Below are 24,661 nucleotides of genomic sequence, written 5' to 3' on the forward strand. Positions count from 1 at the left end.
ATGGTCACTATCGGTCCTTGCTAAATCAGCCAAATCCGGGCTTTTCCTGTCCCCGGCGTAGCATTGCGGGGTTGCAAGGTGCAATCACTCGATGCCCTGCGTGGCATGCGAGACCCCCGAAACCGGACCTCAGATATGGCTATTCTCGTCACTCGCCCGCAGCCGGACACTACCCGCACCGTCGCCGTCTTGCGCGCGCGGGGCTTCGAGGTGCTGGCGGCGCCGATGCTGCGCTTCGAAAAGGTGATGCTGTCCATCGATTCGGATGCGGATTTCGGCGCGGTGATCGTGACGTCGGCCAATGCGCTACGCGCACTCGCCGATCAGCCGGTGCAAGCAACCCTGCTTCACCTGCCGCTGTTCGCGGTCGGTGACCGGACCGCAGAGGCCGCGCGCGATCTCGGCTTTGCCAAGGTCGTGTCCGCCGAAGGTGATGCTGCGGCGCTGCGGGACCTATTGACGGAGAGCAGCAAGAGCAAGCTGCTGAACAAGACCCGCCCGCTCCTTTATCTGGCCGGCGCCGATCTTGCGCGGGATCTCGCTGGCGAACTCGGTGCGCGTGGTTTCACGGTGGTGACACAAACCACCTACCGGATGATGCCGGTGGCCGATCTGCCGGATGATGTTGCTGCGGCCTTCGTGGCCGGCAGAATCGAGGCCGTGCTGCATTATTCGCGGCGGAGCGCGCGGGCATTCTTCCAGGCGGTGGGCTTATCGGGCGTCGAGATCGCTGCCCTCGCAGTTCCACACTATTGCCTTTCAGCTGCGGTCGGTACGATTGCGCATGATGCCGGAGCCAGCCAGGTCGTGGTGGCGCAGACCCCGGACGAAAATGCCCTGTTCGCGGCGCTGGACCGTGCCATCGCGCCATTATCGCGTTAAGACTGCTGTGACCAAATCCCGGTAGGGATCGGGCATGTCACGAGGGAACCGACGCCATGGCCGACGATAATGAGACGGGATCGTCTCCGGATGCCGGTCGGCCCAAGCGGCCGCCGCCAACCATCGAATTGACGGCTGCCGAGGTCACCGAGCGTCCGGCTGCAGCGGAGCCTGCGGTACCGGAAACAGCATCGGAGTCCGTCGATACCGCACCGTCGGACATGCCGCCGTCCGAGCCCGCCGCGGAGGCTGCGGTTGAAAAGCAGGCGCCCGTCTCGCCTGCGCGTGCACCTGTCCTGGTTCCCGCCGCCGTTGGCGCGGTTGCCGGTGCGCTTGTCGCCGGAATTGCATGGTTCGGCCTGAGCGGCATTGCTTCGAGCGACAAGACAGATGTCGATGCGCTGACCTCTCGCATTGCACAGATCGAAGCACGCCCGCGCGCTGCGCCGGATACCGGTCTGGTAACGCGGATCGATACGCTCGAGAAATCCATCGCGGGATTGCGTGGCGATCTCACTGCCGCGAAGACGCAATCGGATCGTGTCGTTGCCGATCTCAATCAACTCAAATCCGCGCCGCGCACCGCGACCGGTGTGGTCGATCTCGGGCCGATCAATGAGCGGCTCGGGCAGATCGAACGTGCAGCCGGCGAGTTGAAGTCTTCGGCCGCCCAACAGAATACCAAACCTGTCGATGACACGGTCTTGCGCCGTGTCGTTGCGGCGTCGTTGCTCGATACGTCGGTGCGTCAAGGTGAGCCCTTTGCGACGGCGCTTGCGGCGGTCAAACCGCTTGCCGGCAATGCCAATCAGCTGAAGCCGCTCGATGCGTTTGCAATGACGGGCGTACCAAACGCAGTCGCACTCAGCCGTGAACTGCTTGCAGTGTTACCGAAGCTCACACCCGCGCCGGCGGACACGCCTGCGGTAGGCGCAGGTTTCATGGATCGTCTGCAGGCCGGCGCGGCCAAGCTGGTGCGCATCGAGCGCACCGACGCTGTCGGCGCAGGTAGCGACAGCGGCGCTGTGTCACGCGCGTCTGCGGCTGCGCGCAACAACGATATCGCCACGGCCAGGCGTGAGTTGCTGACGCTGTCGCCGGCGGATCGTGCCGTGGTTCAGCCCTGGCTCGATAGAGTCGATATGCGCGATGCAGCGCTGGCGGCTTCACGTCAATTCGCAGCCGACGCGATGGCGGCGCTTTCCAAACCGGCGCCATAGGAATCCGATGTTCCGCATTATTCTGTTTCTTGTGTTGATAGCACTTGCGGCCGCTGGCGCCGCCTGGGTCGCCGATCAGCCCGGCGATGTCGTTATATCCTGGGGCGTCTGGCGCGCTTCGCCGTCGGTGCCGGTGTTTGTGCTGGTGCTCGGCCTGACAATCGTCGCGGTGGTGTTCGCCTGGTCGCTCCTGCGTGGTTTGTGGGGCGCGCCGAAGCGAATGCGCCGTCGTCGCCATGAAAAGCGTCAGGCGCGCGGACGTCAGGCCATCACGCATGGTCTGCTGGCGATCGGGCAGGGCGATGGGCACGCCGCGCGGCGTCATGCCGATATCGCCAAACGTTTGACGACTGACGATCCGCTCGCTCTGTTGCTGCATGCCCAGTCCGCCCAGCTCGATGGCGATCGCGCCGGTGCGCATCGTGCGTTTCAGGCGATGGCTGAGCGTGGCGATACGCGGCTGCTGGGTCTGCGCGGTCTGTTCATCGAAGCGCAGCGCAGCGACGATCCCGTTGCTGCCGTAACGATCGCCGAAGAAGCGCTTAAATTATCGCCGGCATCGACATGGGCGTCGCAAGCCGTGCTTGGCTTCCGCTGCGCGCAGAGCGATTGGACCGGCGCGTTGAAAATCCTCGACAACAATTTTGCCTCTGGTCTGATCGATCGCGCGGCGTTTCGTCGGCAGCGCGGTGTGCTGCTCACCGCGCGTGCGCTGGAGCTTGAGACACAGGATCGCGATCTGTCCCGCGACAGCGTGACCGAGGCGATCAAGCTTGCGCCAACTTTGGTGCCAGCCGCCGTTCTCGCTAGCCGATTCCAGAGCGAGGCGCATCAGACTCGTCGGGCAATGAAGATCATCGAGACAGCGTGGCTGGCGCAGCCGCATCCGGATCTCGCCGACGCTTATGCCCATGTGAAGCTCGGCGATTCCGCGCGGCAGCGGCTGGTGCGTGTCGAGACGCTGGCGTCGAAAGCACCAGGCCATATCGAAGGTGCGCTGGCGATCGCCCGCGCGGCCATCGATGCCGCCGAATTCACGCGCGCCCGCGAAGCACTGGCGCCGTTCACGGCCGACTCCACCCAGCGCGTTGCGATGCTGATGGCGGAAATCGAACGTACCGAACATGGCGACAGCGGCCGTGCCCGCGCCTGGACATTGCGTGCCGTGCGCGCGTTGCATGATCCGGTCTGGACGGCGGACGGCTATGTGTCGGATCGCTGGCGGCCGGTGTCGCCGGTTACCGGCCGAATTGATGCGTTCCAGTGGCAGACGCCGCTGGCCGCACTGCCGTCGGACAGGGCCTCGACGATCGAGACCGAGATTTTGCGCGAAACCGTGCTGGCTCCGCCGCCCGCGATGCCAAAACCCGTGGTGCCCGTGCCGGTCGAAGTCACACCCTCCGCGCCGGCTCAGGACCTCGCGGTGGAACCTGAAGTACCAGCACAGCCCGAGCCGGTGGCCGATGCCGCGCCCGAGCCCGCCGAAGCGCCGCCGCCGCTCCCGAAACCGGCCCCCGCGCCGCCACCGCTGTTCCGCGACCGCAGCGATATCGCCAGCGCCGTGAAGCCCGCGGTGGCTATTCCGGCCGTCATTCCCATCGTCAGGCCCCCGGACGATCCGGGCGTGGACGAGGCGGACGATTATCGCGATGAATTCGCCGAGCTGAATGCAGGCCAGCAACAGGGCGGTTGGCGCGGGTTTCTACGGCGCTGGGGCGGATAACAGCCCCGATTCAGGCCCAAATGGCCGGTTTCAGTGGGTGGTTGGTCGCGCTTTTCGGTCGCCAGATTCGCCGCCGCTTCTTGCAAAGCAACGCCCCGGGCGATATCAGATGCCCCAGCGTTTTCGGCCGAAAAGCCGAATCGCCGCTTGGTTCGCCGCAATAGCTCAGTTGGTAGAGCACGTCATTCGTAATGACGGGGTCACAGGTTCGAGTCCTGTTTGCGGCACCAATTGCGCTCCGGCGCGATCCGTTTCAGTCGCAACAGTCAGTCGCAGCTTTGGTGCCTTACGCGGCGGTGGCAGGCATTTCCAGGTCGGCCCAGATCTTGGCGAAATAGGCCTGGAAGGCAGCGTCGGTGCGCAGCGCTACGGGATCGCGGCCTGCTTTGGGCAGATCGATGACATGCAGCGCCCGCACGGTCGCCGGGCGTGCGCTGAGCACCAGAACGCGATCGGCCATGGCGATGGCTTCGCCGATGTCATGGGTGACCAGAATGGCGCTCTTGCCGTTTTCGGCGATGATGCGTGACACGTCGGCCTGCAGCAGCAGGCGGGTCTGGAAATCCAGCGCCGAGAACGGCTCATCCAGCAGGATCACCTGCGGATCGAACGCCAGCGTGCGCATGATGGCCACGCGCTGGCGCATGCCGCCTGACAAGGTTGCGGGCTTGGCATGTTCGAAACCGGCCAGGCCGTAGGCGCGGATCAGTTTCATGGCAATGTCGCGCGACGTCTGCCGCGGCGCGCCGCGCACTTCCAAACCGAGCATCACATTGTCGATGACGGACCGCCACGGCAGCAGCAGATCCTTCTGAAGCATGTAGCCGACGTGCCCTGCGGCATCGTCGACGCGGATGCCTGCAACCTCGACATGGCCACGCGTCGGCTTCAGCAAACCGGCGATGACATTGAACAATGTGGACTTGCCGCAGCCGGACGGGCCGACGATGGCCAGGGTTTCGCCCTGCCGCAGTTCGAAGCTGACGTCGCGGATGGCCTCGACATATTGCTTGCCGCTTCCGAAGGATGCGCCGACCTGTTCGGCCTTGAGCACAGCGGATGTGGACGACGACGTGGCGATTGGTATCATGGCGTTCATGCGTCCACCTCGCTGCAGAAGCCGAGCAGCATGTTATTGAAAACATCGGGTATCACGGCGGTGAAGGCATGGGCGCCCCATTCCACTTCGCGAACGCGCGCGCCCGGAATGGCGGCAGCCAGTTGTTGCGAGAGATAGGCCGGCACCAGGCTGTCGTCCCGCGATGAGGCCAGCAGTGTCGGCGTTGCAATGGTCGCGAGAGCGTCGCCGGGGTCGAAGGCGAGAAACATGTCGATCCGCGCATTCATCGTCGCCGCTGTCGGGAAGTGCGCGAGGATGCGCTCTTCTTCCGCGTCGAGCTGCGCGGCGTTGTCGGAAATCCATCGTGGCGGATAAAGAAACAGCGGCTGCGCCCGCACATAGGCTTTCGGGCCGGACTGATTCAGGATCTGTTTGCGCACTTCAAAACAGCGCCGCAGGAACGGATCGGCCCGGCCCCAGCCGTTCACCACCACCAGGCTGCGCAAGCGCGCGGGGTCGCGCAGGGCAAGTTCAATTCCGACGATGCCGCCGATGGCATGCCCCACCACATGTGCGTTGCTGACACCGGCGTGGTCGAGTACGTGCGCGATGTCGTCGGCCATGCCCGCAATCGATCGTGGTGGTGCGCTGTTTGCAGCACTGCGGCCGGTGCCGACGTGGTCGTAGAGGATGACCTGGTGGCGCTGCGCGAGTGCTGTGACCTGCGGCGCCCAGAACGATCCGCTGCCGCCCATGCCGGCCGACATGAGGATCGCCGTTCCGTGTCCATGAGTTTCGTAATAGATGTCGGCGTCAGCGCCGCTTGCATAGGGCATGGGTTGTCTTGCGGGTTCGAGCGATGGAAAGTCAGAAGCGCAGACGGCGTTCGAGAATGTCGATCGCGCCGTACATCAGTAGCGCTACGGCCATGAGCGCGGCGATGCCGACCCAGACGGCGTTCAAATCGTAGAGCACGCCGGCATAATAGATCATGTAGCCGAGGCCCTCTTTCGAGGCGATGTATTCGCCGACGACTGCGCCGATCAGCGCGAAGCCGACATTGAGACGGAAGGCGGACACGATCCACGGCATGGCGCCCGGAATGACGACGGTTCGCCAGGTCTTCCATCGGCTGGCGCCGAGCGAGCGCATCAACTTGATCAGGTCGCTATCGACTTCCTTGGCGCCTTGTTGCGCGGTGATCACCGCGACGATGAAGGTGATGATGGCGGCGATGGCGATCTTCGACGAGATGCCGATTCCGAACCACACGATAATCAAGGGTGCGAGTGCGATCTTCGGCAAGCCGTTGAGCGCGATGAGATAGGGGCGCAGCACCGCCGCGCTGGTGGGAAACAGCCAGAGCAGCAGCCCGACGGCGCTGCCGGCAATAGTGCCGATCAGGAATCCGGCGATGGCTTCCCAGGCAGTCAGCGCAGCATCGCGCAGGAGTTCTCCGTTGGCGATCAGAATAGAGGCCTTGGCGAAGATGCCGCTTGGCCGTCCGTAGAGATAGACCGCGATCCATTTGAAGCTGATCGCAATTTCCCAGGCAGCAAGTAACAGAGCTAGCAGTGCCACTTGCAGCAGCGCGATCCGCAGGACCGGCGGCATCAGCCGCCGCGCGACATTGGCTTGGGTGGCTTCGATGGTCGTCACATCAAGCTCGCTTGTGTGCGATCGACGCGATCTCGACGAGGCAATCCGGTTTCACCAGTCCGCACTGGATGCAGTAGCGAGCCGGCTTCTCGCCGGGGAAGTATTCGGCATAGACCTTATTGACGGCGCCGTAATTGGCCCAATCGGTTACGAAGATGGAGTTGAAGGTGACATCGGCCATCGTGGCGCCTGCGGCAGTCAGCACGCTCTTGATCGTCTCAAGGATGTGCCGGGTCTGCGCCGCCGCATCGCCGACATGAACGACGTCGTTGTTCTTGTCGAAGGCCAGCGTGCCGGACACATAGATCACGCCGTCGGCCATCATGCCGGGCGAGTAAGGTGCGAGCGGCGGATGAGTGCCGGGCGGAATAATCGCGCGATCTGTCATGGGATCCTCAGGCTTTCGTGGAGGTTTCAGTCTGCGCGAATGCGCGGCGGAAATCGGCCGTGCTGGAAACCCAGCCGAAGAAGGTTTCGATGTTGAAGACAGCCGCCTTCTGGACGTAGTCGGGGCCGGCCTGATGCGTCGCGTCTTCGAGCATCACGCCGAAATATTCGAGATGGAAGCCGTCGCGCAGAGTCGATTCCACGCAAACATTGGTGGCAACTCCGCAGAAGACGAGATTGCGGATGCCGCGCGCGCGCAGGATGCTGTCGAACTGGCTGTTGAAGAAGCCGCTGTAGCGCGGCTTCGGTACCACGATGTCGCCGGGCTGCGGCTGGAGTTCATCGACGAGCGCATAGTCCCAGCCACCCTTGGCGAGCAGGCTGCCTTGCAATTCCGGGCGCGCGCGCATGGTCTTGAGTGCGTTCGATTTGTGCCAGTTCGGGGAGCCCGGACCGCCGGCCTCGACATAGTCGGCGTCCCAGCCGTTCTGGAAATAGATCACAGTGACGCCGGCCTCGCGCGCGACCTCCAGCGTCTCCTTGACGGCCACGATCGCTGCCTTGGCGCCGGTCACGTCGAAGCCCGCGAGATCCAGATAGCCGTTCGGCGACGCGTAGGCGTTCTGCATGTCGACCACGATGACTGCGGTCTCCTCGACCGCGAGCCGCAACGGCTCGGGGCGTGCGGGCAAGGTGACGTAGCGCCGTTCAGGCGGAAAGCTGGTTGAGACCGACATCACGCCAATCCGAATTCTTTGGTCGCTTTCTCGGCGAAGCGATTGTCGACCATTTGTGCATAGGGAAGCGTCGTTGAGACTGCGCCGCCGCCTTGTTCCAGCAACATCGCGCGATCCCATTCCTCGGCGGAGATGGTGGGGTTTTTCGGGATAGCCGTCTTGCTGCCAAAGAAGTTCTTCGTCGCATTTCCGACCACCGACGGCGAGACTTTCGGAAAGTACTTCTCTGCGACCTCGGTGAAGACAGCATTGTTCTCGTGCATCATCTTCTGCGCCTCGGCGATGGCGTTACAGAAGCCTTGCACCGCCTCCGGGTTGGAGGCGATCACGTCTTCGGTGGCCATGGCCGTCGTGAAACACAGCGGACCAAGCAGATCGGCGAATGATAGCGACGGTACGAGGCCAAACTGTTCGGCGCCGATGCTGATATCCCATTCGAATGCGGTGGCGATGTCGGCACGGCCATCCTTGACGGCTGCGGCCTGGGCGCCCGGTGGCAATTCTAGGAAGGTAACGCCCGCTTCCTTGGGGTCGAACTTGCCGACCGTCTTCATCGCGTAAGTCGGGACCTGGATCGTCGAGGACGGAAATTTCAGCGTCGCGATGGTCTTGCCGCGGAGATCATCGATGGTGGTGATCTTGGTGTCCGGGCGGGTCATTCCCCACATCGACACGCCGCCGACGATCTTGGCGATATTCTTGAGCTTGCCGCCTTCACGCGTGGCGTTGACCGACATGCCAGGGCTTGTGACGCCGATCTGGCCGCGGCCGGACAGCAGGATCGGCACCGGCAGAGCGATGCCGCCTGCGGTCGACAGGTCGGTGTCGAGGCCATGTTTGGCGAACAGGCCCTTATCGGCGGCGACATAGAGCGAGGCATACATGCCGAGCCGGATGGCTTCGGACACCAGAACCTTGCGGCCGGCGGCAAAGGCCGGGCCTCCCAGGCCTGCGAACGGTGCCGCTGCCGCGCCGATGAGCGAATATTTGAGTAGGTTGCGCCTGTCGATCATGCCTCTGTCCCTCGCCGCCATTGCCGATGTCAGATGGTGCGCTGCATAGTTTTTAGCCGCAGCGGGCTTTCGCATAAAATTCTTGCACTCGGTAATTTCATTAACAAGTCGGGAAAAACAGATATATTTATCTGTAATGCTTATGAATATTGACCTCCGGCAACTCCGTGCCTTCGCCGAGGTGGTTCAGGCTGGGAGCTTCAGCCGGGCTGCGCGGAAACTTGGCGTTTCCCAGTCCGCCCTCAGCCAGGCCGTTCGCCAGCTCGAGGACGAGCTGCAGGTCCGGCTGCTGGACCGGACGACGCGCAGCGTTCAACTCAGCAAGGTCGGTGCCGAATTCCTGCCGGGGATCCAACGCCTGCTGGCGGATCTCGATCACCAAATTCAGGATTTACGCGATCTGCGCGAGCATCGCCGCGGCCATGTTACGGTGGCCTGCGTGCCGTCGGTGGCGTTGCGTCTGATGCCGGTGGTGCTAGCGAATTTCCAGCGCGAATATCCCATGGTGAGCGTGACGCTCAAGGAAGTGTCACGGCATCAGATCATTGCCGGGCTGCGCAGCGGCGACGCCGAGCTCGGCATCGCCAATGTGCCGGGTGAGGATGCGGATCTTGACGCGACGAAGCTGCTGACGGATCGTTTTGCGCTGGTGATGCGGCGGGATCATCAGCTGGCGTCACAAAGCACCGTGAACTGGATGGACGGCGTCGCTGCAGGCATGATCGCAATGGCGACCGGCACCGGGATCCGGTTGGAAATGGAACGCGGTCTGCAGGAACTGGGGCGTAGCAACCCGCTGCATGAGGCCGAACACCCGGCGACCCTGCTCGCCATGGTCGAGGCCGGCGTCGGCGTGGCGCCATTGCCAGGTCTGGCGTTGCCCGCGACGGACCACCCCGTGCTGACCTTCCGCAGGCTGCTTGATCCGGTCATCGAGCGCGATCTGTATCTGATCCGTCGCGTCGGGCGTGACCTGTCGCCGGCCGGTCGCGCGCTTTACCGCGGCATCCAGCTCGTGGCGCAATCGATCCGCGAGCGCACAGCGGCAGGATGGTAGCGAACACGCTTTGACCTTGCTCCCGTGAGTCCCTATTTTGGGGTCGTGAATTCCCATTCCGCCCATTTGAGCCCGCCATGACCGCCTCGCTGAAAGCCATCGACGGATCGGCTGATCTGCCTGTCCTGATGAACGACCTCGCCCGGAGCGCCCGTGCGGCTGCGCGTGCGTTGGCGGTGGCTCCAACGGAGCAAAAGAACCGGGCGCTTGCGGCCATGGAGCGCGCGATCCGTGCCGGTGCGCCTGCGATTCTGGCGGCCAATGCCGAGGATGTCGCCGAGGTGCGCGCCAATGGCGCCACATCGGCCTTTATCGATAGGCTGACCCTGACCGAGGCGCGCGTGCATGCGATGGCCGACGGCATTCGTGTGATTCATGACATCGCCGATCCCGTCGGCGCCGTCACCGAGAGCTGGCAGCGGCCGAATGGCATGACCATCGAACGCGTGCGGGTGCCGCTCGGCGTCGTTGCGGTGATTTTCGAGAGCCGTCCGAATGTTGCGGCGGATGCCGGCGTGCTGTGCCTGAAGTCCGGCAATGCCGTGATCCTGCGCGGCGGCTCGGACAGTTTCCGCTCCTGTCGTGCAATTCATGAATGTCTGGTGCAGGGCCTGCGTGAAGCCGGTCTGCCGGAAGCCGCGATTACGCTCGTGCCGACGCGCGATCGTGCGGCGGTTGGCTTGCTGCTCACCGGCCTCAATGGCGGCGTCGATGTGATCGTGCCGCGCGGCGGCAAGAGCCTGGTCGCGCGTGTCGAGGCCGAAGCGCGGGTCCCGGTATTCGCACATCTCGAAGGCGTCAATCACACCTATGTCGATCGTACCGCCAAGCTCGATATGGCGAAATCGATCGTGCTGAATGCGAAGATGCGCCGTCCCGGTGTCTGCGGCGCGACGGAAACGCTGCTGATCGACCGCGCGGTGGCAGGTACGCATCTCAAGCCGCTGGTGGAAATGCTGATTGATGCCGGCTGCGAGGTGCGCGGTGACGCTGTCGTGCAGCAGGCCGATGCGCGCGTCAAGCCTGCAACGGACGAGGACTGGGACACCGAATACGAAGATGCGATCATCTCGGCCAGGGTCGTCGATGGTGTCGATGATGCGCTCGCGCATATTCGCGATCACGGCTCGCATCACACCGATGCGATCGTTACCGAGGACGTCGCGGTGGCCACGAAGTTTCTCAACGAAGTGGATTCCGCGATTGTACTGCATAACGCCTCGACGCAGTTTGCCGATGGCGGTGAATTCGGCTTCGGTGCCGAAATCGGAATCGCCACCGGCAAATTCCATGCGCGCGGCCCGGTCGGCGCCGAGCAGCTCACCAGTTTCAAATATCGCATTCACGGCACCGGACAGACCCGGCCGTGATGATGTGCGTTTCGGCGCGTGGAGACTGAATTGGATTTGCATTCAGTCCCGCCGGCGCAGGGCATACCGCCACATAGTCCCGGGATGCGGATCGGTCTGCTTGGCGGATCGTTCAATCCGCCGCATGCCGCGCATCGGGCCATCAGCCTGTTCGCGATGAAACGGCTGCAGCTGGATCGCGTCTGGTGGCTGGTGTCGCCGGGCAATCCGCTGAAGGATCAACGCAATCTGCACGATCTCGCCGAGCGCGCGGCGGCTGCGAAGGCGATGGCCGATCACCCGCGCATCGATATCACCTGTCTCGAGAGTGTCATCGGTACGCGCTATACCGTCGACACCATCAGCTACCTCCGACGTCGATGTTCGCAAGCACGATTTGTCTGGATCATGGGTGCCGACAATCTCGCCCAGTTTCACCGCTGGGAGAGCTGGCAGGTGATTGCCGGAGAGGTTCCCTTTGCGGTCATCGACCGGCCGCCGCAGAGCTTCAAGGGACTGGCATCGACCGCCGCCCAAGCCCTCGGCCGTTACCGGATACCGGAGCAGGACGCTGGGTCATTGGCCGACCTGAAGCCCCCCGCATGGGTATTTTTGACCGGTTTGAAGCTGAATCTGTCCTCCACCCGGCTGCGGAACCCGGATGGCAGCTGGAAGACGTAATTCCACAACACTCGCCCGATAAGTGCTATAGGGCGGGCGCTGGAATATTGAATCCGGCATTCCCACATGCATACTTGATCTCACCGGGCGTCGGATTCGGCGTCCCAATACAGTGAAAGGAATGGTCCTCTGGCCACTTCTGTATTGTCCAAGACGGGTGCCAAGAAAGCCTCGTCCAAGGTTGTCCCACCCAAGAAGTCCGCTTCGGTAAAGAAGGCTGCCGCGCCTAAAAAGGCTGCCGCAACCAAAACCGCAAAGCCGAAGGCTGCAGCCAAGACACCTGCTGCGGCAAAAGCTGCACCGAAGGCTGTCATTCCGAAGAAGGTTGCTTCGCCCAAGGCAAAGAAATCTGCTGCGGCGGTGCGCGACAGCGCGACCGAAACGCTCAATCTCGTTCTCGCCCGCCTGGACGACATGAAGGCCGAGGAAACGGTGACCATCGACCTGCGCGGCAAGTCGGCTTTCTCCGATTACATGGTTGTGACCACCGGCCGGTCGAACCGCCATGTCGGCGCGGTGGCCGAAAATGTCGCCAAAGGTCTCAAGGAAGCCGGTCAGAAGAAGCTGCATGTCGAAGGCCTGTCCAATTGCGATTGGGTGCTGATCGATACCGGCGAAGTCATCCTGCATGTCTTCCGGCCTGAAGTTCGCGAATTCTACAATCTGGAACGTTTGTGGACGCAGAGCCCGTCGGATGAACCGCGGATCGATCTGAAGGCTGTTTGAGCCAGCGAGAATTCGGCAACGGCGCGACGCGTGCTAGTCTGCGCTGATGCATCTTCTTGTGATTTCCATCGGCAAGCTCAAGCAGGGTCCGGAACGCGAGCTCGCGGAACGGTACCGTGATCGTTTCGACGATATTGGCCGCAAGCTCGGTTTTCGCGGCCTTGCGATTCATGAAATTTCGGAAAGCCGCGCACGCGATGCGGTGACCCGGATCAATGAGGAAGCAGCGGCGATTTCGGCGCTGATTCCGGAAAAGGCTGTATTAGTAGCGCTCGACGAGCGTGGCAGCAGCGTCGACAGCGCCAGTTTTGCTCGCCATATCGGGAAGTGGCGGGACGAATCGGTGCCACATAATGTTTTTGTCATCGGCGGGGCGGACGGACTTTCGCCCGAATTGCGGCGCAAAGCCAAACTGAGCATTGCATTCGGCTCGGCGACCTGGCCGCATCAAATGGTTCGCGTCATGCTTCTGGAACAGATTTACCGGGCCGCTACAATTTTAGCTGGCCACCCGTATCACCGCGTTTAGCTCGCTATATTGAGCGTATCGCGTTTGAAAGAAGGCGCTGTCGAAACCACGATGCTGTCACCGCGGTCCATTCCATCTGAATACGACGCCGTTCGCCGCGGGATGTCGAACGCATCGTCGTTATCCATGATGCTGGTATCAGCGACTCTTGCAGGTTTGATGACGACGTCGGTCCGTGCGCAAACCGCTGCGCCGATCCAGCAAGCGAATGCGCCGTCACCCGATATCATTCGTCAACGCGAGCAGGAGCTTGAAGCGGTCCGCGCGCAGCAGAAGAGCGCTGCGGAGCTGCAGGCGAAATTGAAAGCCGATATCGCGGCGATCGGACAGGATCGCGGCAAGCTCAGTCAGCAGCTCATCGATATTGCCGCCCGCGTCCGCAGCGTCGAAACCCGGATCGACGATGCCGAAGTACGATTGCGGCCGCTGGATGCGCGCGAGCAGAAGATCCGCGGTACGCTGGAATCGCGCCGCGGCGAAATCGTCGAAGTGTTGTCCGCCTTGCAGCGCGCCGGCCGCCGTGCGCCGCCGGCTTTGCTGGTGCGTCCCGAAGATGCGCTGAAGTCGCTGCGCACCGCGATGCTGCTCGGCTCCGTTGTGCCCGAGATGCGCGCGCGCGCCGAGCAACTGGTGGCCGACCTCAGCGAACTCGTGAATTTGCGCAAGGCGATCTCGACGGAGCGCGATCAGCTTGCCGGCGATCGCGACAAGCTGAAGGAAGAACAGACACGCCTCGCGTCCTTTACCGAGGAGCGCCAGAAGCAGCAGTCGGCTGCGGAAAAGGACATGGAAGCGGAAGCCGCGCGTGCGCTGACCTTGTCCCGTCAGGTCGACAGTCTGCAGGGCCTGATCGCGAAGATGGAGCAGGACTCCAAGGCGGCGGCGAAGGCGGCGGCCACAGCCAGTCTGCAGGGCACGCCGGCGGCGCTCAGCAACGGCAAGCCAAATATCGGCGCCTTCAAGGATCCCGGCAGGCTCAGTCCGGCGATCGCCTTTGCTTCGGCAAAGGGCATGCTCGCACTTCCGGTCAACGGGGTTAAAATTCGCAATTTCGGCGGTTCCGACGGTGTGGGTGGCGTCGAAAAGGGCATGTCACTGGCCGCACGGGCGGGTGCGCAGGTCACAACACCGTGTGACGGCTGGGTTGTTTATTCCGGTCCGTTCCGTAGCTATGGACAACTCTTGATCCTCAATGCCGGGGGCGGGTATCATGTCTTGATCGCCGGGATGGAGCGTATTTCGGTGAACATTGGTCAGTTCGTCCTTACCGGGGAACCGATCGCTGTCATGGGATCAGCATCCCGGGTAGCATCCGTCCTTGCGGCCAATGCCAGCCAGCCTGTGCTTTATATCGAGTTCCGGAAAGACGGGACTCCCATTGATCCAGGCCCATGGTGGGCCGCTAACGAAGGCGAAAAGGTTCGCGGATGATGCGCAAGACTTCCATAATTTTGCTGAGTGCTGCCACTGGCGCCGCCTTGACGCTCTTCGTGACTCAGCCACGCGCCGTGTTCATGGGCACCAGTGCCCGCGCAGCGACCTCGGATACCTACCGCCAGCTCAACCTGTTCGGCGACGTGTTTGAGCGCGTCCGCAGCGACTATGTCGAGAAGCCCGACGACAGCAAGCTGGTCGAGTCGGCGATCTCCGGCATGCTCACCGGTCTCGATCCGCATTCCAGCTACATGGACGCCAAGAGCTTCCGCGACATGCAGGTGCAGACCCGCGGTGAGTTCGGCGGTCTCGGCATCGAAGTCACCATGGAAGACGGCCTGATCAAGGTGGTGTCGCCGATCGACGATACCCCGGCATCGAAGGCCGGTATCATGGCCAACGACATCATCACCAGTCTCGACGAGGAAGCCGTGCAGGGGCTCACCCTGAACCAGGCCGTCGAGAAGATGCGCGGTCCGGTCAATACGAAGATCAAGCTGAAGATCATCCGCAAGGGTCAGGACAATCCGCTCGACGTCACCCTTGTGCGCGACAACATCCGTGTTCGCTCGGTGCGTGCTCGGGTTGAAAGCGACGATATCGCTTACATCCGCATCACGACCTTCAACGAGCAGACCACAGAAGGCCTGAAGCGCGAGATCGCGGCCCAAACCGCGGCAATCGGCGCGGACAAGGTCAAAGGCTACATCATCGACCTCCGCAACAATCCCGGCGGTCTGCTCGAAGAAGCCGTCACCGTTTCCGACGCGTTCCTCGAGCGTGGCGAGATCGTCTCGACCCGCGGTCGTAACGCTGAAGAAACCCAGCGCCGCACGGCGCATGCTGGCGATCTGACCAAGGGCAAGCCGGTGGTGGTGCTGATCAATGGCGGTTCGGCTTCGGCATCGGAAATCGTCGCCGGCGCTCTGCAGGATCACAAGCGTGCGACCACCATCGGTACGCGTTCGTTCGGCAAGGGCTCGGTGCAGACCATCATCCCGCTGGGCTCCGGCAACGGTGCGCTGCGTCTGACCACGGCGCGTTACTTCACGCCGTCGGGCAAGTCGATCCAGGCCAAGGGCATCGTCCCGGATATCGAAATCGTGCAGGACGTGCCGGATGAGCTGAAGTCCCGCGACATCAAGGGCGAGGCTTCGCTCCGTGGCCATCTGAAGAACGATGGCGACGAGAAGACCGGTTCGCAGTCCTATGTGCCGCCGGATGCCAAGAATGACAAGGCGCTGAAGGCCGCTGCCGATTTGCTCCACGGCATCAAGGTGACGTCGAACGCAATCATCACGCCGCCGCCGGGAGCCGCTGCTGCTGCGGACAAGCCAGCGGACGATAAGGCGGCCGCCAAGCCGAACTGATCGGCGAATACGCATCAATTCTGCGGAAAGGGCGGCCTTCGGGTCGCCCTTTTTGTTGCAATCCTTCCAGGTGATCCCGCGCCCTTCCGGGTGCCGTGGCCGCGACCGGGCGTGTTATTGTCCGGTCGGCTGATTCGGGAGATCCATGGCAGTGTCGGCGGACGATCTGAGCGCCCCGCTTGGACAAAAATCGACGCGTAAGCGGCGGTTCCGGCTGCCTTTTTCCGGAACGCAGGCGCTTGCCACGATCCTCGCCTTGCTGCTGCTCGGTTTTCTCGGTGTTGCCATCTTCAATAATAACCCGATGGGCGGCGAGCCGGTAGCGCGCGTAGCGATCAAGGCACCTGCCGCGACTGATGATCAGAAGGTCGCCGCCAAGCCGCCGGTCGAGGTCAAGCACGGTACGCCCGAGACGGCCAAGGCACCCGAGGTTCCCGGCCAGAAGACCATTACCATCATCGACGGCTCCAGCGGCGCCCGTAAGGATGTCGTGGTGTCGAGCGAGGGGTCGGACAACGCTGCGGCCGATGTGTCGCCGCCGGTCATGACGGGGATCGATCAGAAACTGCTGGAGAAATCCCGCCACGGCATGGTGCCCATCGCCATCGGCGCGCTGAAGCCGGTCACGGCCTATGCCGCGGGCTCCGAGGCCGAGCGCGCCAGGGCGATGAAGATGCCGAGCATTTCCATCGTTATTGGCGGCCTCGGCGTCGGTGCAGCCAAGACCACCGATGCCATCATGAAGCTGCCGCCGGCCGTGACGCTGGGCTTCACGCCCTATGGCTCGGATCCCGGCAAACTGGTCGAGCGCGCCCGTGCGCAGCGCCACGAGGTGCTGCTGCAGCTGCCGATGGAACCGTTCGACTATCCCGACAACGATCCCGGCCCGCAGACGCTGTTGTCCTCGGCTACGGCCGAGCAGAACCTCGATCGCATGATGTGGCATATGAGCCGCTTCCAGGGCTATGTCGGCGTCGCCAATTTCATGGGCGCGCGCTTCATCGCCACTGACACGGCGATGCAACCCATTGCGCGTGAGGCCAGCAAACGCGGGCTTGCATTGTTCGACGATGGCTCGACGCCGCGCAGCGTTGCCGCCGCAGCCGCCGAAGGGCAGGGCATGCCCTTCGCACGCTCCGATGTTGCCATCGACGCGGTGCCGACCTCCGCAGACATCGACAAGGCGCTAGCGCGGCTCGAGGGGCTGGCCAAGGAGCGGGGTGTGGCTGTCGGCGTCGCTTCGGCGCTGCCGATCTCGATCGAACGTATCAGCGCCTGGGCGAAAACCCTTGAAAGCCGCGGGGTCATGCTGGTGCCATTGACAACCGCGATGCTGAAATCAAAATCAAGCTAGCGTCTTTGGGCTAGGGTGAATTCGGCACGGCCGAATCGCTGCGATTCAGCAAGGTCGAATCGCTGCGTAAAGAGTGCTCGAACGGACGCGAGAGGCATTGACGGAATGGCGCGCTACGAAGACCTGCCCTATCGAACTTGCGTCGGAATGATGCTGATCAACCCGCAAGGGCTCGTCTTTATCGGCCGACGTGCCGGCGGTATCGAGCACGTCGATGACATGCATGTCTGGCAGATGCCGCAGGGCGGCGTCGATCCCGGTGAGGACACCTGGGAGGCAGCCAAGCGCGAGCTCTATGAAGAAACCAGTGTCCAATCGGTCGAGAAGCTCGGCGAAGTGCCGGACTGGTTGATCTACGACATTCCCCGCACGGTGGCCGGGCGGGCCTGGAAGGGTCGCTATCGCGGCCAGCGGCAGAAATGGTTCGCCGTACGCTTCACCGGCGATGACAAGGAAATTAACGTCACGCACCCCCCGGGTGGCCACAAGGCCGAGTTCATCAATTGGCGCTGGGAGCCGATGAAGAACCTTCCGGAGCTGATCGTGCCGTTCAAGCGCCCCGTCTATGAGCGGGTGGTGAAGGAATTTGCCGGTCTGGCGGACGGCTAGCGCCGCAATGACGGATAACCGGCCCTATCGCCCCAATGTGGGCGTCGCACTGTTCAATGCCGACGGCAAAGTTCTGATCGGCCGCCGCTTCAAGGATGACGGGCCGGAGATCATTCTGCCGGGCCTGGAATGGCAGATGCCTCAGGGTGGTATCGATCCCGACGAAGATCCCCGCGTCGCCGTGATGCGCGAATTATGGGAAGAGACTGGCGTCAGCCATGCCGACTATCTCGGCGAGACCGGCTGGATGACCTACGACTTCATCCCGTTCGAGAACCCCAGCCATCGCTTTGCGCAGTTCCGCGGGCAACGGCAGAAGTGGTTTGCACTGAAATTCACCGGGGATGATGCCGAAGTCGATCCGCTCACGCCGCGCAATGACCAGCCGCCTGAATTCGACGCCTGGCGTTGGGAGCGGCTGGATCGCGTCGCGGATCTCGTGGTGCCGTTCCGGCGGGAGGTCTATCGCGCCGTGGCCGAGAGTTTTGCGAAATTTGTCTGAGGCGAAGCCCTGACGAAACGAAGCGCTACCCGGGCTATAGCGCTTAGTGCATCGCCGTCGAGGTGATGTGCTGCTGGATGACCTTGAAGTGGTCGAGGCGCTCGATGGCGCGGTCCAGAGCGGAACCTTCCTTCTCGGCGAGCTTCTCTTCCATCTCGGCGATGTCCTTGGCGAAAGCTTCGCGGTCCAGCTCGGCGATCGACGTCGCGACGTCAGCAAGAACCGTCAAGCCCTTGTCCGAGACTTCGGCAAGGCCGCCGAGCACAATGATCTTCTCATGCTTGCCACCGTTGGTGACAGTCATGATGCCCGGACGCAACGCAATCACCACAGGTGCGTGGCCGGCCATCACGCCGACATCACCCTCGGCGCCCGGGATATCGACCTGCTCGACTTCGCCTGTGAAAGCGAGCTTTTCCGGCGAGACGAGATCGAAGTGGAACGTGACCATCGGTAGCTACTCTCTTGGCTGTCACCCGCGAACACGGTCCGCGGTCTATCAGTCAGAATCTGCAGTCGGAACAATTCAATCCGCTGCCGGGCAGAGCCCGACAGCGGCAATCTTCTTTGATCAAGCGGCTTCCGCAGCCAGCTTCTTGCCCTTCTCGACGGCTTCTTCGATCGCACCGACCATGTAGAAGGCGGCTTCCGGCAGATGATCGTACTTGCCTTCGCAGATCGCGCGGAAACCCTTGATGGTATCGGCGAGCTCGACGAACTTGCCCGGCGAACCCGTGAAGATTTCAGCGACGAAGAACGGCTGCGACAGGAAGCGCTCGATCTTGCGGGCGCGGGCCACGGCCAGCTTGTCCTCTTCCGACAGTTCGTCCATGCCGAGAATGGCGATGATGTCCTGCAGCGACTTGTACTTCTGCAGCACCTGCTGAACCATACGCGCGGTCTCGTAGTGCTCCTGGCCGACGATCAGCGGGGACAGCATGCGCGAGGTGGAGTCGAGCGGATCCACTGCGGGGTAGATGCCCTTTTCCGAAATCGCACGGTTGAGCACGGTCGTCGCGTCCAAATGGGCGAACGAGGTAGCAGGCGCCGGATCGGTCAAGTCGTCGGCCGGAACGTAGATGGCCTGCACCGAGGTGATCGAACCCTTATGCGTGGTGGTGATACGCTCCTGCAGCGCGCCCATGTCGGTCGCGAGAGTTGGCTGGTAACCCACCGCCGAAGGAATGCGGCCGAGCAGCGCCGACACTTCCGAACCTGCCTGGGTGAAGCGGAAGATATTGTCGATAAAGAACAGCACGTCCTGGCCCTGATCGCGGAAGTGCTCGGCGACGGTCAGACCGGACAGAGCAACGCGCATGCGGGCGCCCGGAGGCTCGTTCATCTGGCCGAACACGAGAGCGCACTTCGACTTCACGGCCGGATCCGGATTGTGCGGATCGGCGTTCACCTTGGACTCGATGAACTCGTGATAGAGATCGTTACCTTCGCGGGTACGCTCGCCGACGCCGGCGAACACCGAGTTGCCGCCGTGCGCCTTCGCGACGTTATTGATCAGTTCCTGAATGAGAACCGTCTTGCCGACGCCGGCGCCGCCGAACAGGCCGATCTTGCCGCCCTTAGCGTAAGGCGCGAGCAGATCGACGACCTTGATGCCGGTGACGAGAATTTCAGCCTCGGTGGACTGCTCAGTATACATCGGCGCTTCCTGATGGATAGCGCGGTTGCCTTCCGAAGCGATCGGACCGCCTTCATCGATCGGCTCGCCGATCACGTTCATGATACGGCCGAGGGTGCCGACGCCAACGGGAACCTGGATCGGCGAGCCAGTGTCGGTGACTTCCTGACCGCGGACCAGACCTTCGGTGGTGTCCATCGCGATGGTGCGGACCGTCGATTCGCCGAGATGCTGGGCGACTTCGAGAACCAGGCGGTTGCCACCGTTCTTGGTTTCGATCGCGTTCAGAATTGCGGGCAGGTAGCCTTCGAACTGCACGTCGACGACGGCGCCGATGACCTGGGTGATACGTCCGGTCTGGTTGGCGGATGCGGCCATGAAAACTTCTCCATAAACTTCAAGGACTCGGAAGTCCAAAACTTGAACGGCGGCCCATGAGGCCGGAAGGTTGTTGTTAGATCGCCTCGGCGCCGGAGATGATTTCGATCAGCTCCTTCGTAATCATCGCCTGGCGGGTGCGGTTGTAGATCAATGTCTGCTTGCGGATCATGTCGCCGGCGTTGCGCGTAGCGTTGTCCATCGAGCTCATCTGCGCGCCATAGAACGAAGCGTTGTTCTCGAGCAGAGCGCGGAAGATCTGCACCGCAAGATTGCGCGGCAGCAGGCCGTCGAGGATCTCATCTTCGGCGGGCTCGTAGTCGTAGCTCGGCGTTGGGCCGGCATCGGCTTTAGGCGCCTCGACCACCAAGGGAATGATCTGCTGGGCGGTCGGGATTTGCGCGATCACCGACTTGAAGCGGGAATAGAACAGCGTGCAGACGTCGAATTCGCCAGTGTTGAAGAGTTCGAGAACCTTCTTGGCGATGTCGTTGGCATTGACGAAGCCGAGCTGACGCACCGAACGCAGTTCGAGATGACCGACGATCTGCTTGTCGAAGTTACGGCGCAATTGCTCGTAGCCCTTGCGGCCGACGCAGAAGAATTTGACCGTCTTGCCTTGGTTCATCAGCGCCAGTGCGCGTTCGCGCGCCAGACGGACGATCGAGGAATTGAAAGCGCCGCACAGGCCACGCTCGCCGGTGCAGACCAGCAGCAGATGAACCTGATCCTTGCCGGTGCCGACGAGCAGCGCCGGGCCGGAGCCTGCCGTTGTAGCGCCGGCAATGCTGGCGATCACGGTATCCATCTTCTCGGCGTAAGGACGTGCAGCTTCGGCAGCGGTCTGCGCACGACGCAGCTTCGACGCTGCGACCATCTGCATCGCCTTGGTGATCTTCTGCGTCGCCTTGGTCGAGGCGATGCGGACGCGCATGTCTTTAAGTGAGGCCATTCTCAGTCCACCCCGGCGATCTGGCCGTTTGGCCGATCGCGAACCTCTCGTTCGAAACGCCCGACCTCGTGCCGGACATCAACGCGAATGGCCGGCAGGAGCCGGCCATTCATTGACAGTATTAAGCAGCGTAGGTCTTCGCGAAGCCTTCGACGACGGCCTTGAGCTGGGCGGCGACGTCATCCTTGAGATCGCGGCTGTCGCGGATCGCGTTGAGGATCTCAACGTTCTTGCCGCGCAGCAGCGACAGAAGACCGTCTTCGAAGCCCCGAACCTTGGCGATCGGCAGAGTGTCGAGATAGCCGTTGGTGCCGGCCCAGATCACGCAAACCTGCTCTTCCATCTTCAGCGGCGAGAACTGCGGCTGCTTCAGGAGTTCGGTCAGACGCGCGCCGCGGTTCAGCAGGCGCTGGGTCGACGCGTCGAGGTCGGAGCCGAACTGCGCAAAGGCCGCCATTTCGCGGTACTGCGCGAGCTCACCCTTGATCTTGCCGGCGACCTTCTTCATCGCCTTGGTCTGCGCGGCGGAGCCGACGCGCGACACGGACAGACCGACGTTCACGGCAGGACGGATGCCCTGGAAGAACAGGTCGGTTTCAAGGAAGATCTGACCGTCAGTGATCGAAATCACGTTGGTCGGAATGTAGGCGGACACGTCGTTGGCCTGGGTTTCGATGACCGGCAGCGCCGTCAGCGAACCATTGCCCTGGGAATCATTGAGCTTCGCAGCGCGTTCGAGCAGACGCGAGTGAAGATAGAACACGTCGCCCGGATAGGCTTCGCGGCCTGGCGGACGGCGCAGCAGCAGCGACATCTGGCGGTAAGCAACGGCCTGCTTCGAAAGATCGTCATAGATGATGACGGCGTGCATGCCGTTGTCGCGGAAGAATTCGCCGATCGTGCAGCCGGTGAACGGCGCGATGTACTGCATCGGAGCCGGATCTGAAGCGGTCGCGGCGACGACGACGGAGTATTCCATCGCGCCCTGCTCTTCGAGCACCTTCACGAATTGGGCGACGGTCGAACGCTTCTGACCAACGGCGACGTACACGCAGTACAGCTTCTGGCTCTCGGGAGCGCCAGTAACGTTCAGCGACTTCTGGTTCAGAATGGTGTCGAGCGCGATTGCGGTCTTGCCGGTCTGACGGTCACCGATGATCAGCTCCCGCTGGCCGCGGCCGACCGGGATCAGCGCGTCGACCGACTTCAGGCCGGTTGCCATCGGCTCGTTGACCGACTTGCGCGGAATGATGCCCGGTGCCTTGACGTCGACGCGCATACGCTTGTCGGCCTGGATCGGACCCTTGCCATCGATCGGATTGCCGAGCGCGTCGACCACGCGGCCGAGCAGACCCTTGCCAACCGGCGCGTCCACGATCGAACGGGTGCGCTTAACAGTCTGGCCTTCTTTAATTTCGCGGTCAGCGCCGAAAATAACGACACCGACGTTGTCGGTTTCGAGGTTCAGCGCCATACCGCGGGTGCCGTTCTCGAATTCGACCATTTCGCCGGCCTGGACGTTGTCGAGGCCGTAGACGCGGGCAATGCCGTCGCCGACGGACAACACCTGTCCGACTTCGGAAACTTCAGCTTCCTGGCCGAAATTCTTGATCTGGTCTTTGAGGATCGCGGAAATTTCTGCGGCGCGGATGTCCATCAGCCTGCCTCTTTCATCGAGTGCTTGATCGAGTTGAGTTTGGTGCGAAGCGAGCTGTCCACCATGCGGCTGCCGAGCTTGACGACAAGCCCGCCGATGATGGACGGATCGACTTTCACGTTGAGCGCGACGTCCTTGCCCGTCACTGACTTCAGCGCGGTCTTGAGAGCGTCGAGATTCTTGTCGCTGAGCGGCTCGGCGACGGTGACGTCAGCCGTAGCTTCGCCCTTAAACTTGGCGACCAGCGCATTGAAGCCGCGCGCCACGTCACCAATGGCGAACAGGCGGCGGTTGGCGGTGAGGACCTTGAGGAAGTTGGCAGTGATGCCGGTAATTCCGGCTTTCTCCAGAACCGAAGCGAGGGCCTTGCCCTGAATCTCGGCAGAGAACACCGGGCTGCGAACCAGTCGCGCCAGGTCGGCGCTGTCGGCCAGCATCGCTGCGAATTTGTCGAGATCGGTCTTCACCGCATCGACGGACTTTTCGTCACGCGCCAGCTCAAACAGAGCCGTTGCATAACGACCGGACATTCCCGAAACCGACGGATCTTGTGTTGCCACGAATTGCGCTCTTCAGGCTGTCAAACTCGCAAGGGAATAACTATCGCCTGAATGTGGCGCCTAGCGATCCAAGTCCTTGGAATTCAAGCGGGACTTCGATTTTTAGGTCACAACAAAATGTCGTGACCCGTTCAAATCGCGGCTTTGCTAACATAGCCCGCGCGCTGGTGCAACGCGACGAAAGCGTTTGATGATGCCTTGTCGCAGGCCCTCGCAAAGAATCATTTCAGGGAGATGTGACGCGCCAATCGGGTCGCTGACGGAGTGTTTCATCGTCCATCTCCGAGGCGGAATTTCTTATTCCGCATGACGGTACGCCGTGCCGATTCTTTTGAATCACGCAACGTCGAGTACGGTGAGTCGGCAATTGAAATCGCGGCGGGCAGCGCGGCGTGCGCGTTTCATGTCACCGTTTCGGACTGCTTAACATTTACTTATCGAATGCTATCCATGCACGGCGATCACTTAGCTATTCAGTATAGTTATGTAATATGCAGTATATTTAATAGTTAAAAATTCATTAAAGTGGCTCATTAGGCATGTTCTGTTCCATCACAAGATATTTCATCTGGTCATGGAACGATTGCGTTGCCTATTTTACGCCTCATTACGTCGTCAAACGCTCAGCCAATGAAATTGGGACGGGGGTCCACTTGCCACATTTGTGGCAATACTGTCTGAGGGACAACAACTTATGCTGCGTTACGGAAAATCGACGCTGGGCGCTATCGCCCGGCCGCGTACGGCAATCGCTGTCATGACTGCCGCTCTTGTTCTCGGGGGAACGGTTTCTGAGGCTTCGGCCAAATCCCGGCACCATCGCCATCACCACAAGCACCATCACGTCGCCAAGGCTTCGCCGTCGCTGTTCGATGCCAATGCGTCGATCGCGCCGACCACCGGCGGCCGCAGCTTCTCTGGCGTTGCGTCCTATTACGGCAATGAGTCCGGCAGCCGCACTGCGTCGGGACAGCGCTTCAATCAGAATGCGATGACCGCCGCGCATCGTTCGCTGCCGTTCGGCACCAAGCTGCGCGTGACCCATGGCGGTCGCAGCGTTGTCGTCACCGTCAACGATCGCGGACCGTTCATCCGTGGCCGCGTACTCGACCTGTCCAAGGGCGCAGCGAGCGCGATCGGTCTGACCGGCCGTGGTGTCGGCCGTGTCGTTGCGGAAGTCATGTAA

The 24,661-nt window shown here is 62.2% G+C and carries 25 protein-coding genes and 1 tRNA gene; 15 read left to right on the forward strand and 11 right to left on the reverse strand.

The features are described 5' to 3' along the window. The first annotated feature begins 135 nt into the window (after positions 1-135). The 4 genes from AC1DUY_RS08800 (at position 136) to AC1DUY_RS08815 (ending at position 4,055) form a co-directional block, all read left to right on the forward strand. Complete coding sequence (locus AC1DUY_RS08800) at positions 136-882, forward strand: uroporphyrinogen-III synthase (protein WP_478113664.1); 747 nt, start codon at positions 136-138, stop codon at positions 880-882. A gap of 56 nt (positions 883-938) precedes the next feature. Next, on the forward strand, positions 939-2,102 hold the full coding sequence (locus tag AC1DUY_RS08805; RefSeq protein WP_478113666.1) for a COG4223 family protein: 1,164 nt from the start codon (positions 939-941) through the stop codon (positions 2,100-2,102). A gap of 7 nt (positions 2,103-2,109) precedes the next feature. Continuing rightward, positions 2,110-3,825 (forward strand): heme biosynthesis HemY N-terminal domain-containing protein, encoded by a 1,716-nt coding sequence (locus AC1DUY_RS08810; RefSeq protein ID WP_478113668.1) that lies wholly within the window; start codon positions 2,110-2,112, stop codon positions 3,823-3,825. Positions 3,826-3,979: 154 nt separating this feature from the next. After that, positions 3,980-4,055, forward strand: a tRNA-Thr gene (locus AC1DUY_RS08815). Between the two features lie 56 nt (positions 4,056-4,111). On the opposite strand, the gene AC1DUY_RS08820 is transcribed toward AC1DUY_RS08815, so the two are convergent. The 6 genes from AC1DUY_RS08820 to AC1DUY_RS08845 are packed head-to-tail and all read right to left on the reverse strand — an operon-like array spanning position 4,112 to position 8,681. Then, entirely contained in the window at positions 4,112-4,924 is an 813-nt protein-coding gene (locus tag AC1DUY_RS08820) for an ABC transporter ATP-binding protein (protein WP_478113670.1), read from the reverse strand. Next, the gene (gene rutD, locus AC1DUY_RS08825) at positions 4,921-5,721 is read right to left on the reverse strand and encodes a pyrimidine utilization protein D (protein ID WP_276509765.1); all 801 of its coding nucleotides are present in this window, start codon (positions 5,719-5,721) and stop codon (positions 4,921-4,923) included. Before rutD ends, AC1DUY_RS08820 begins: the two co-directional genes overlap by 4 nt. Positions 5,722-5,752: 31 nt before the next feature. After that, entirely contained in the window at positions 5,753-6,544 is a 792-nt protein-coding gene (locus AC1DUY_RS08830; protein WP_089263216.1) for an ABC transporter permease, read from the reverse strand. Position 6,545: 1 nt separating this feature from the next. After that, the gene (gene rutC / locus AC1DUY_RS08835; RefSeq protein ID WP_093757765.1) at positions 6,546-6,932 is read right to left on the reverse strand and encodes a pyrimidine utilization protein C; all 387 of its coding nucleotides are present in this window, start codon (positions 6,930-6,932) and stop codon (positions 6,546-6,548) included. Positions 6,933-6,939: 7 nt separating this feature from the next. Then, on the reverse strand, positions 6,940-7,668 hold the full coding sequence (gene rutB / locus AC1DUY_RS08840; protein WP_089263220.1) for a pyrimidine utilization protein B: 729 nt from the start codon (positions 7,666-7,668) through the stop codon (positions 6,940-6,942). After that, positions 7,668-8,681 carry an ABC transporter substrate-binding protein gene (locus AC1DUY_RS08845; RefSeq protein ID WP_120287636.1) on the reverse strand — a complete coding sequence of 338 codons (1,014 nt, stop codon included), beginning with the start codon at positions 8,679-8,681 and terminating at the stop codon, positions 7,668-7,670. Before AC1DUY_RS08845 ends, rutB begins: the two co-directional genes overlap by 1 nt. Before the next feature lie 82 nt (positions 8,682-8,763). On the opposite strand from AC1DUY_RS08845, the gene AC1DUY_RS08850 reads away from it, so the two are divergent. The 10 genes from AC1DUY_RS08850 to AC1DUY_RS08895 all read left to right on the forward strand — a co-directional run bounded on the left by AC1DUY_RS08850 (position 8,764) and on the right by AC1DUY_RS08895 (position 18,292). After that, entirely contained in the window at positions 8,764-9,738 is a 975-nt protein-coding gene (locus AC1DUY_RS08850; RefSeq protein WP_478113674.1) for a LysR family transcriptional regulator, read from the forward strand. A gap of 77 nt (positions 9,739-9,815) precedes the next feature. Next, positions 9,816-11,108 (forward strand): glutamate-5-semialdehyde dehydrogenase, encoded by a 1,293-nt coding sequence (locus tag AC1DUY_RS08855; RefSeq protein ID WP_478113676.1) that lies wholly within the window; start codon positions 9,816-9,818, stop codon positions 11,106-11,108. Positions 11,109-11,138: 30 nt separating this feature from the next. Continuing rightward, a complete protein-coding gene (locus AC1DUY_RS08860; RefSeq protein WP_478113678.1) occupies positions 11,139-11,768 on the forward strand; it encodes a nicotinate-nucleotide adenylyltransferase in 630 nt (209 codons plus the stop codon). 360 nt (positions 11,769-12,128) lie between these two features. Next, positions 12,129-12,494 (forward strand): ribosome silencing factor, encoded by a 366-nt coding sequence (gene rsfS / locus AC1DUY_RS08865; RefSeq protein WP_244558251.1) that lies wholly within the window; start codon positions 12,129-12,131, stop codon positions 12,492-12,494. 46 nt (positions 12,495-12,540) lie between these two features. Continuing rightward, positions 12,541-13,023 (forward strand): 23S rRNA (pseudouridine(1915)-N(3))-methyltransferase RlmH, encoded by a 483-nt coding sequence (gene rlmH, locus AC1DUY_RS08870; RefSeq protein WP_439060188.1) that lies wholly within the window; start codon positions 12,541-12,543, stop codon positions 13,021-13,023. Between the two features lie 126 nt (positions 13,024-13,149). Further along, complete coding sequence (locus tag AC1DUY_RS08875; RefSeq protein ID WP_478113680.1) at positions 13,150-14,454, forward strand: murein hydrolase activator EnvC family protein; 1,305 nt, start codon at positions 13,150-13,152, stop codon at positions 14,452-14,454. Continuing rightward, on the forward strand, positions 14,451-15,827 hold the full coding sequence (locus tag AC1DUY_RS08880) for a S41 family peptidase (RefSeq protein ID WP_120287632.1): 1,377 nt from the start codon (positions 14,451-14,453) through the stop codon (positions 15,825-15,827). Before AC1DUY_RS08875 ends, AC1DUY_RS08880 begins: the two co-directional genes overlap by 4 nt. 145 nt (positions 15,828-15,972) lie before the next feature. Next, complete coding sequence (locus AC1DUY_RS08885) at positions 15,973-17,181, forward strand: divergent polysaccharide deacetylase family protein (RefSeq protein ID WP_439060186.1); 1,209 nt, start codon at positions 15,973-15,975, stop codon at positions 17,179-17,181. A 105-nt stretch (positions 17,182-17,286) separates the two neighbouring features. Further along, complete coding sequence (locus AC1DUY_RS08890) at positions 17,287-17,790, forward strand: RNA pyrophosphohydrolase (RefSeq protein WP_068730156.1); 504 nt, start codon at positions 17,287-17,289, stop codon at positions 17,788-17,790. Positions 17,791-17,797: 7 nt separating this feature from the next. Beyond that, entirely contained in the window at positions 17,798-18,292 is a 495-nt protein-coding gene (locus AC1DUY_RS08895; RefSeq protein ID WP_093757758.1) for an RNA pyrophosphohydrolase, read from the forward strand. Between the two features lie 43 nt (positions 18,293-18,335). Here the strand turns inward: AC1DUY_RS08895 and AC1DUY_RS08900 are convergent, their stop codons facing one another. The 5 genes from AC1DUY_RS08900 to AC1DUY_RS08920 all read right to left on the reverse strand — a co-directional run bounded on the left by AC1DUY_RS08900 (position 18,336) and on the right by AC1DUY_RS08920 (position 23,475). Continuing rightward, complete coding sequence (locus tag AC1DUY_RS08900) at positions 18,336-18,743, reverse strand: F0F1 ATP synthase subunit epsilon (RefSeq protein WP_089263241.1); 408 nt, start codon at positions 18,741-18,743, stop codon at positions 18,336-18,338. A 120-nt stretch (positions 18,744-18,863) separates the two neighbouring features. Continuing rightward, on the reverse strand, positions 18,864-20,306 hold the full coding sequence (atpD, locus tag AC1DUY_RS08905) for a F0F1 ATP synthase subunit beta (protein WP_089263243.1): 1,443 nt from the start codon (positions 20,304-20,306) through the stop codon (positions 18,864-18,866). Between the two features lie 76 nt (positions 20,307-20,382). After that, positions 20,383-21,258 (reverse strand): F0F1 ATP synthase subunit gamma, encoded by an 876-nt coding sequence (locus tag AC1DUY_RS08910; RefSeq protein WP_068730146.1) that lies wholly within the window; start codon positions 21,256-21,258, stop codon positions 20,383-20,385. Between the two features lie 121 nt (positions 21,259-21,379). Further along, positions 21,380-22,915, reverse strand: coding sequence for a F0F1 ATP synthase subunit alpha (atpA, locus tag AC1DUY_RS08915; protein ID WP_478113684.1), 1,536 nt, complete (start codon positions 22,913-22,915; stop codon positions 21,380-21,382). Then, complete coding sequence (locus AC1DUY_RS08920; protein WP_478113686.1) at positions 22,915-23,475, reverse strand: F0F1 ATP synthase subunit delta; 561 nt, start codon at positions 23,473-23,475, stop codon at positions 22,915-22,917. The genes atpA and AC1DUY_RS08920 overlap by 1 nt, the downstream gene beginning before the upstream one ends. A 694-nt stretch (positions 23,476-24,169) precedes the next feature. On the opposite strand from AC1DUY_RS08920, the gene AC1DUY_RS08925 reads away from it, so the two are divergent. Further along, positions 24,170-24,661 carry a septal ring lytic transglycosylase RlpA family protein gene (locus AC1DUY_RS08925; RefSeq protein ID WP_175369293.1) on the forward strand — a complete coding sequence of 164 codons (492 nt, stop codon included), beginning with the start codon at positions 24,170-24,172 and terminating at the stop codon, positions 24,659-24,661.

Source organism: Tardiphaga sp. P4_G1 (assembly GCF_056401215.1).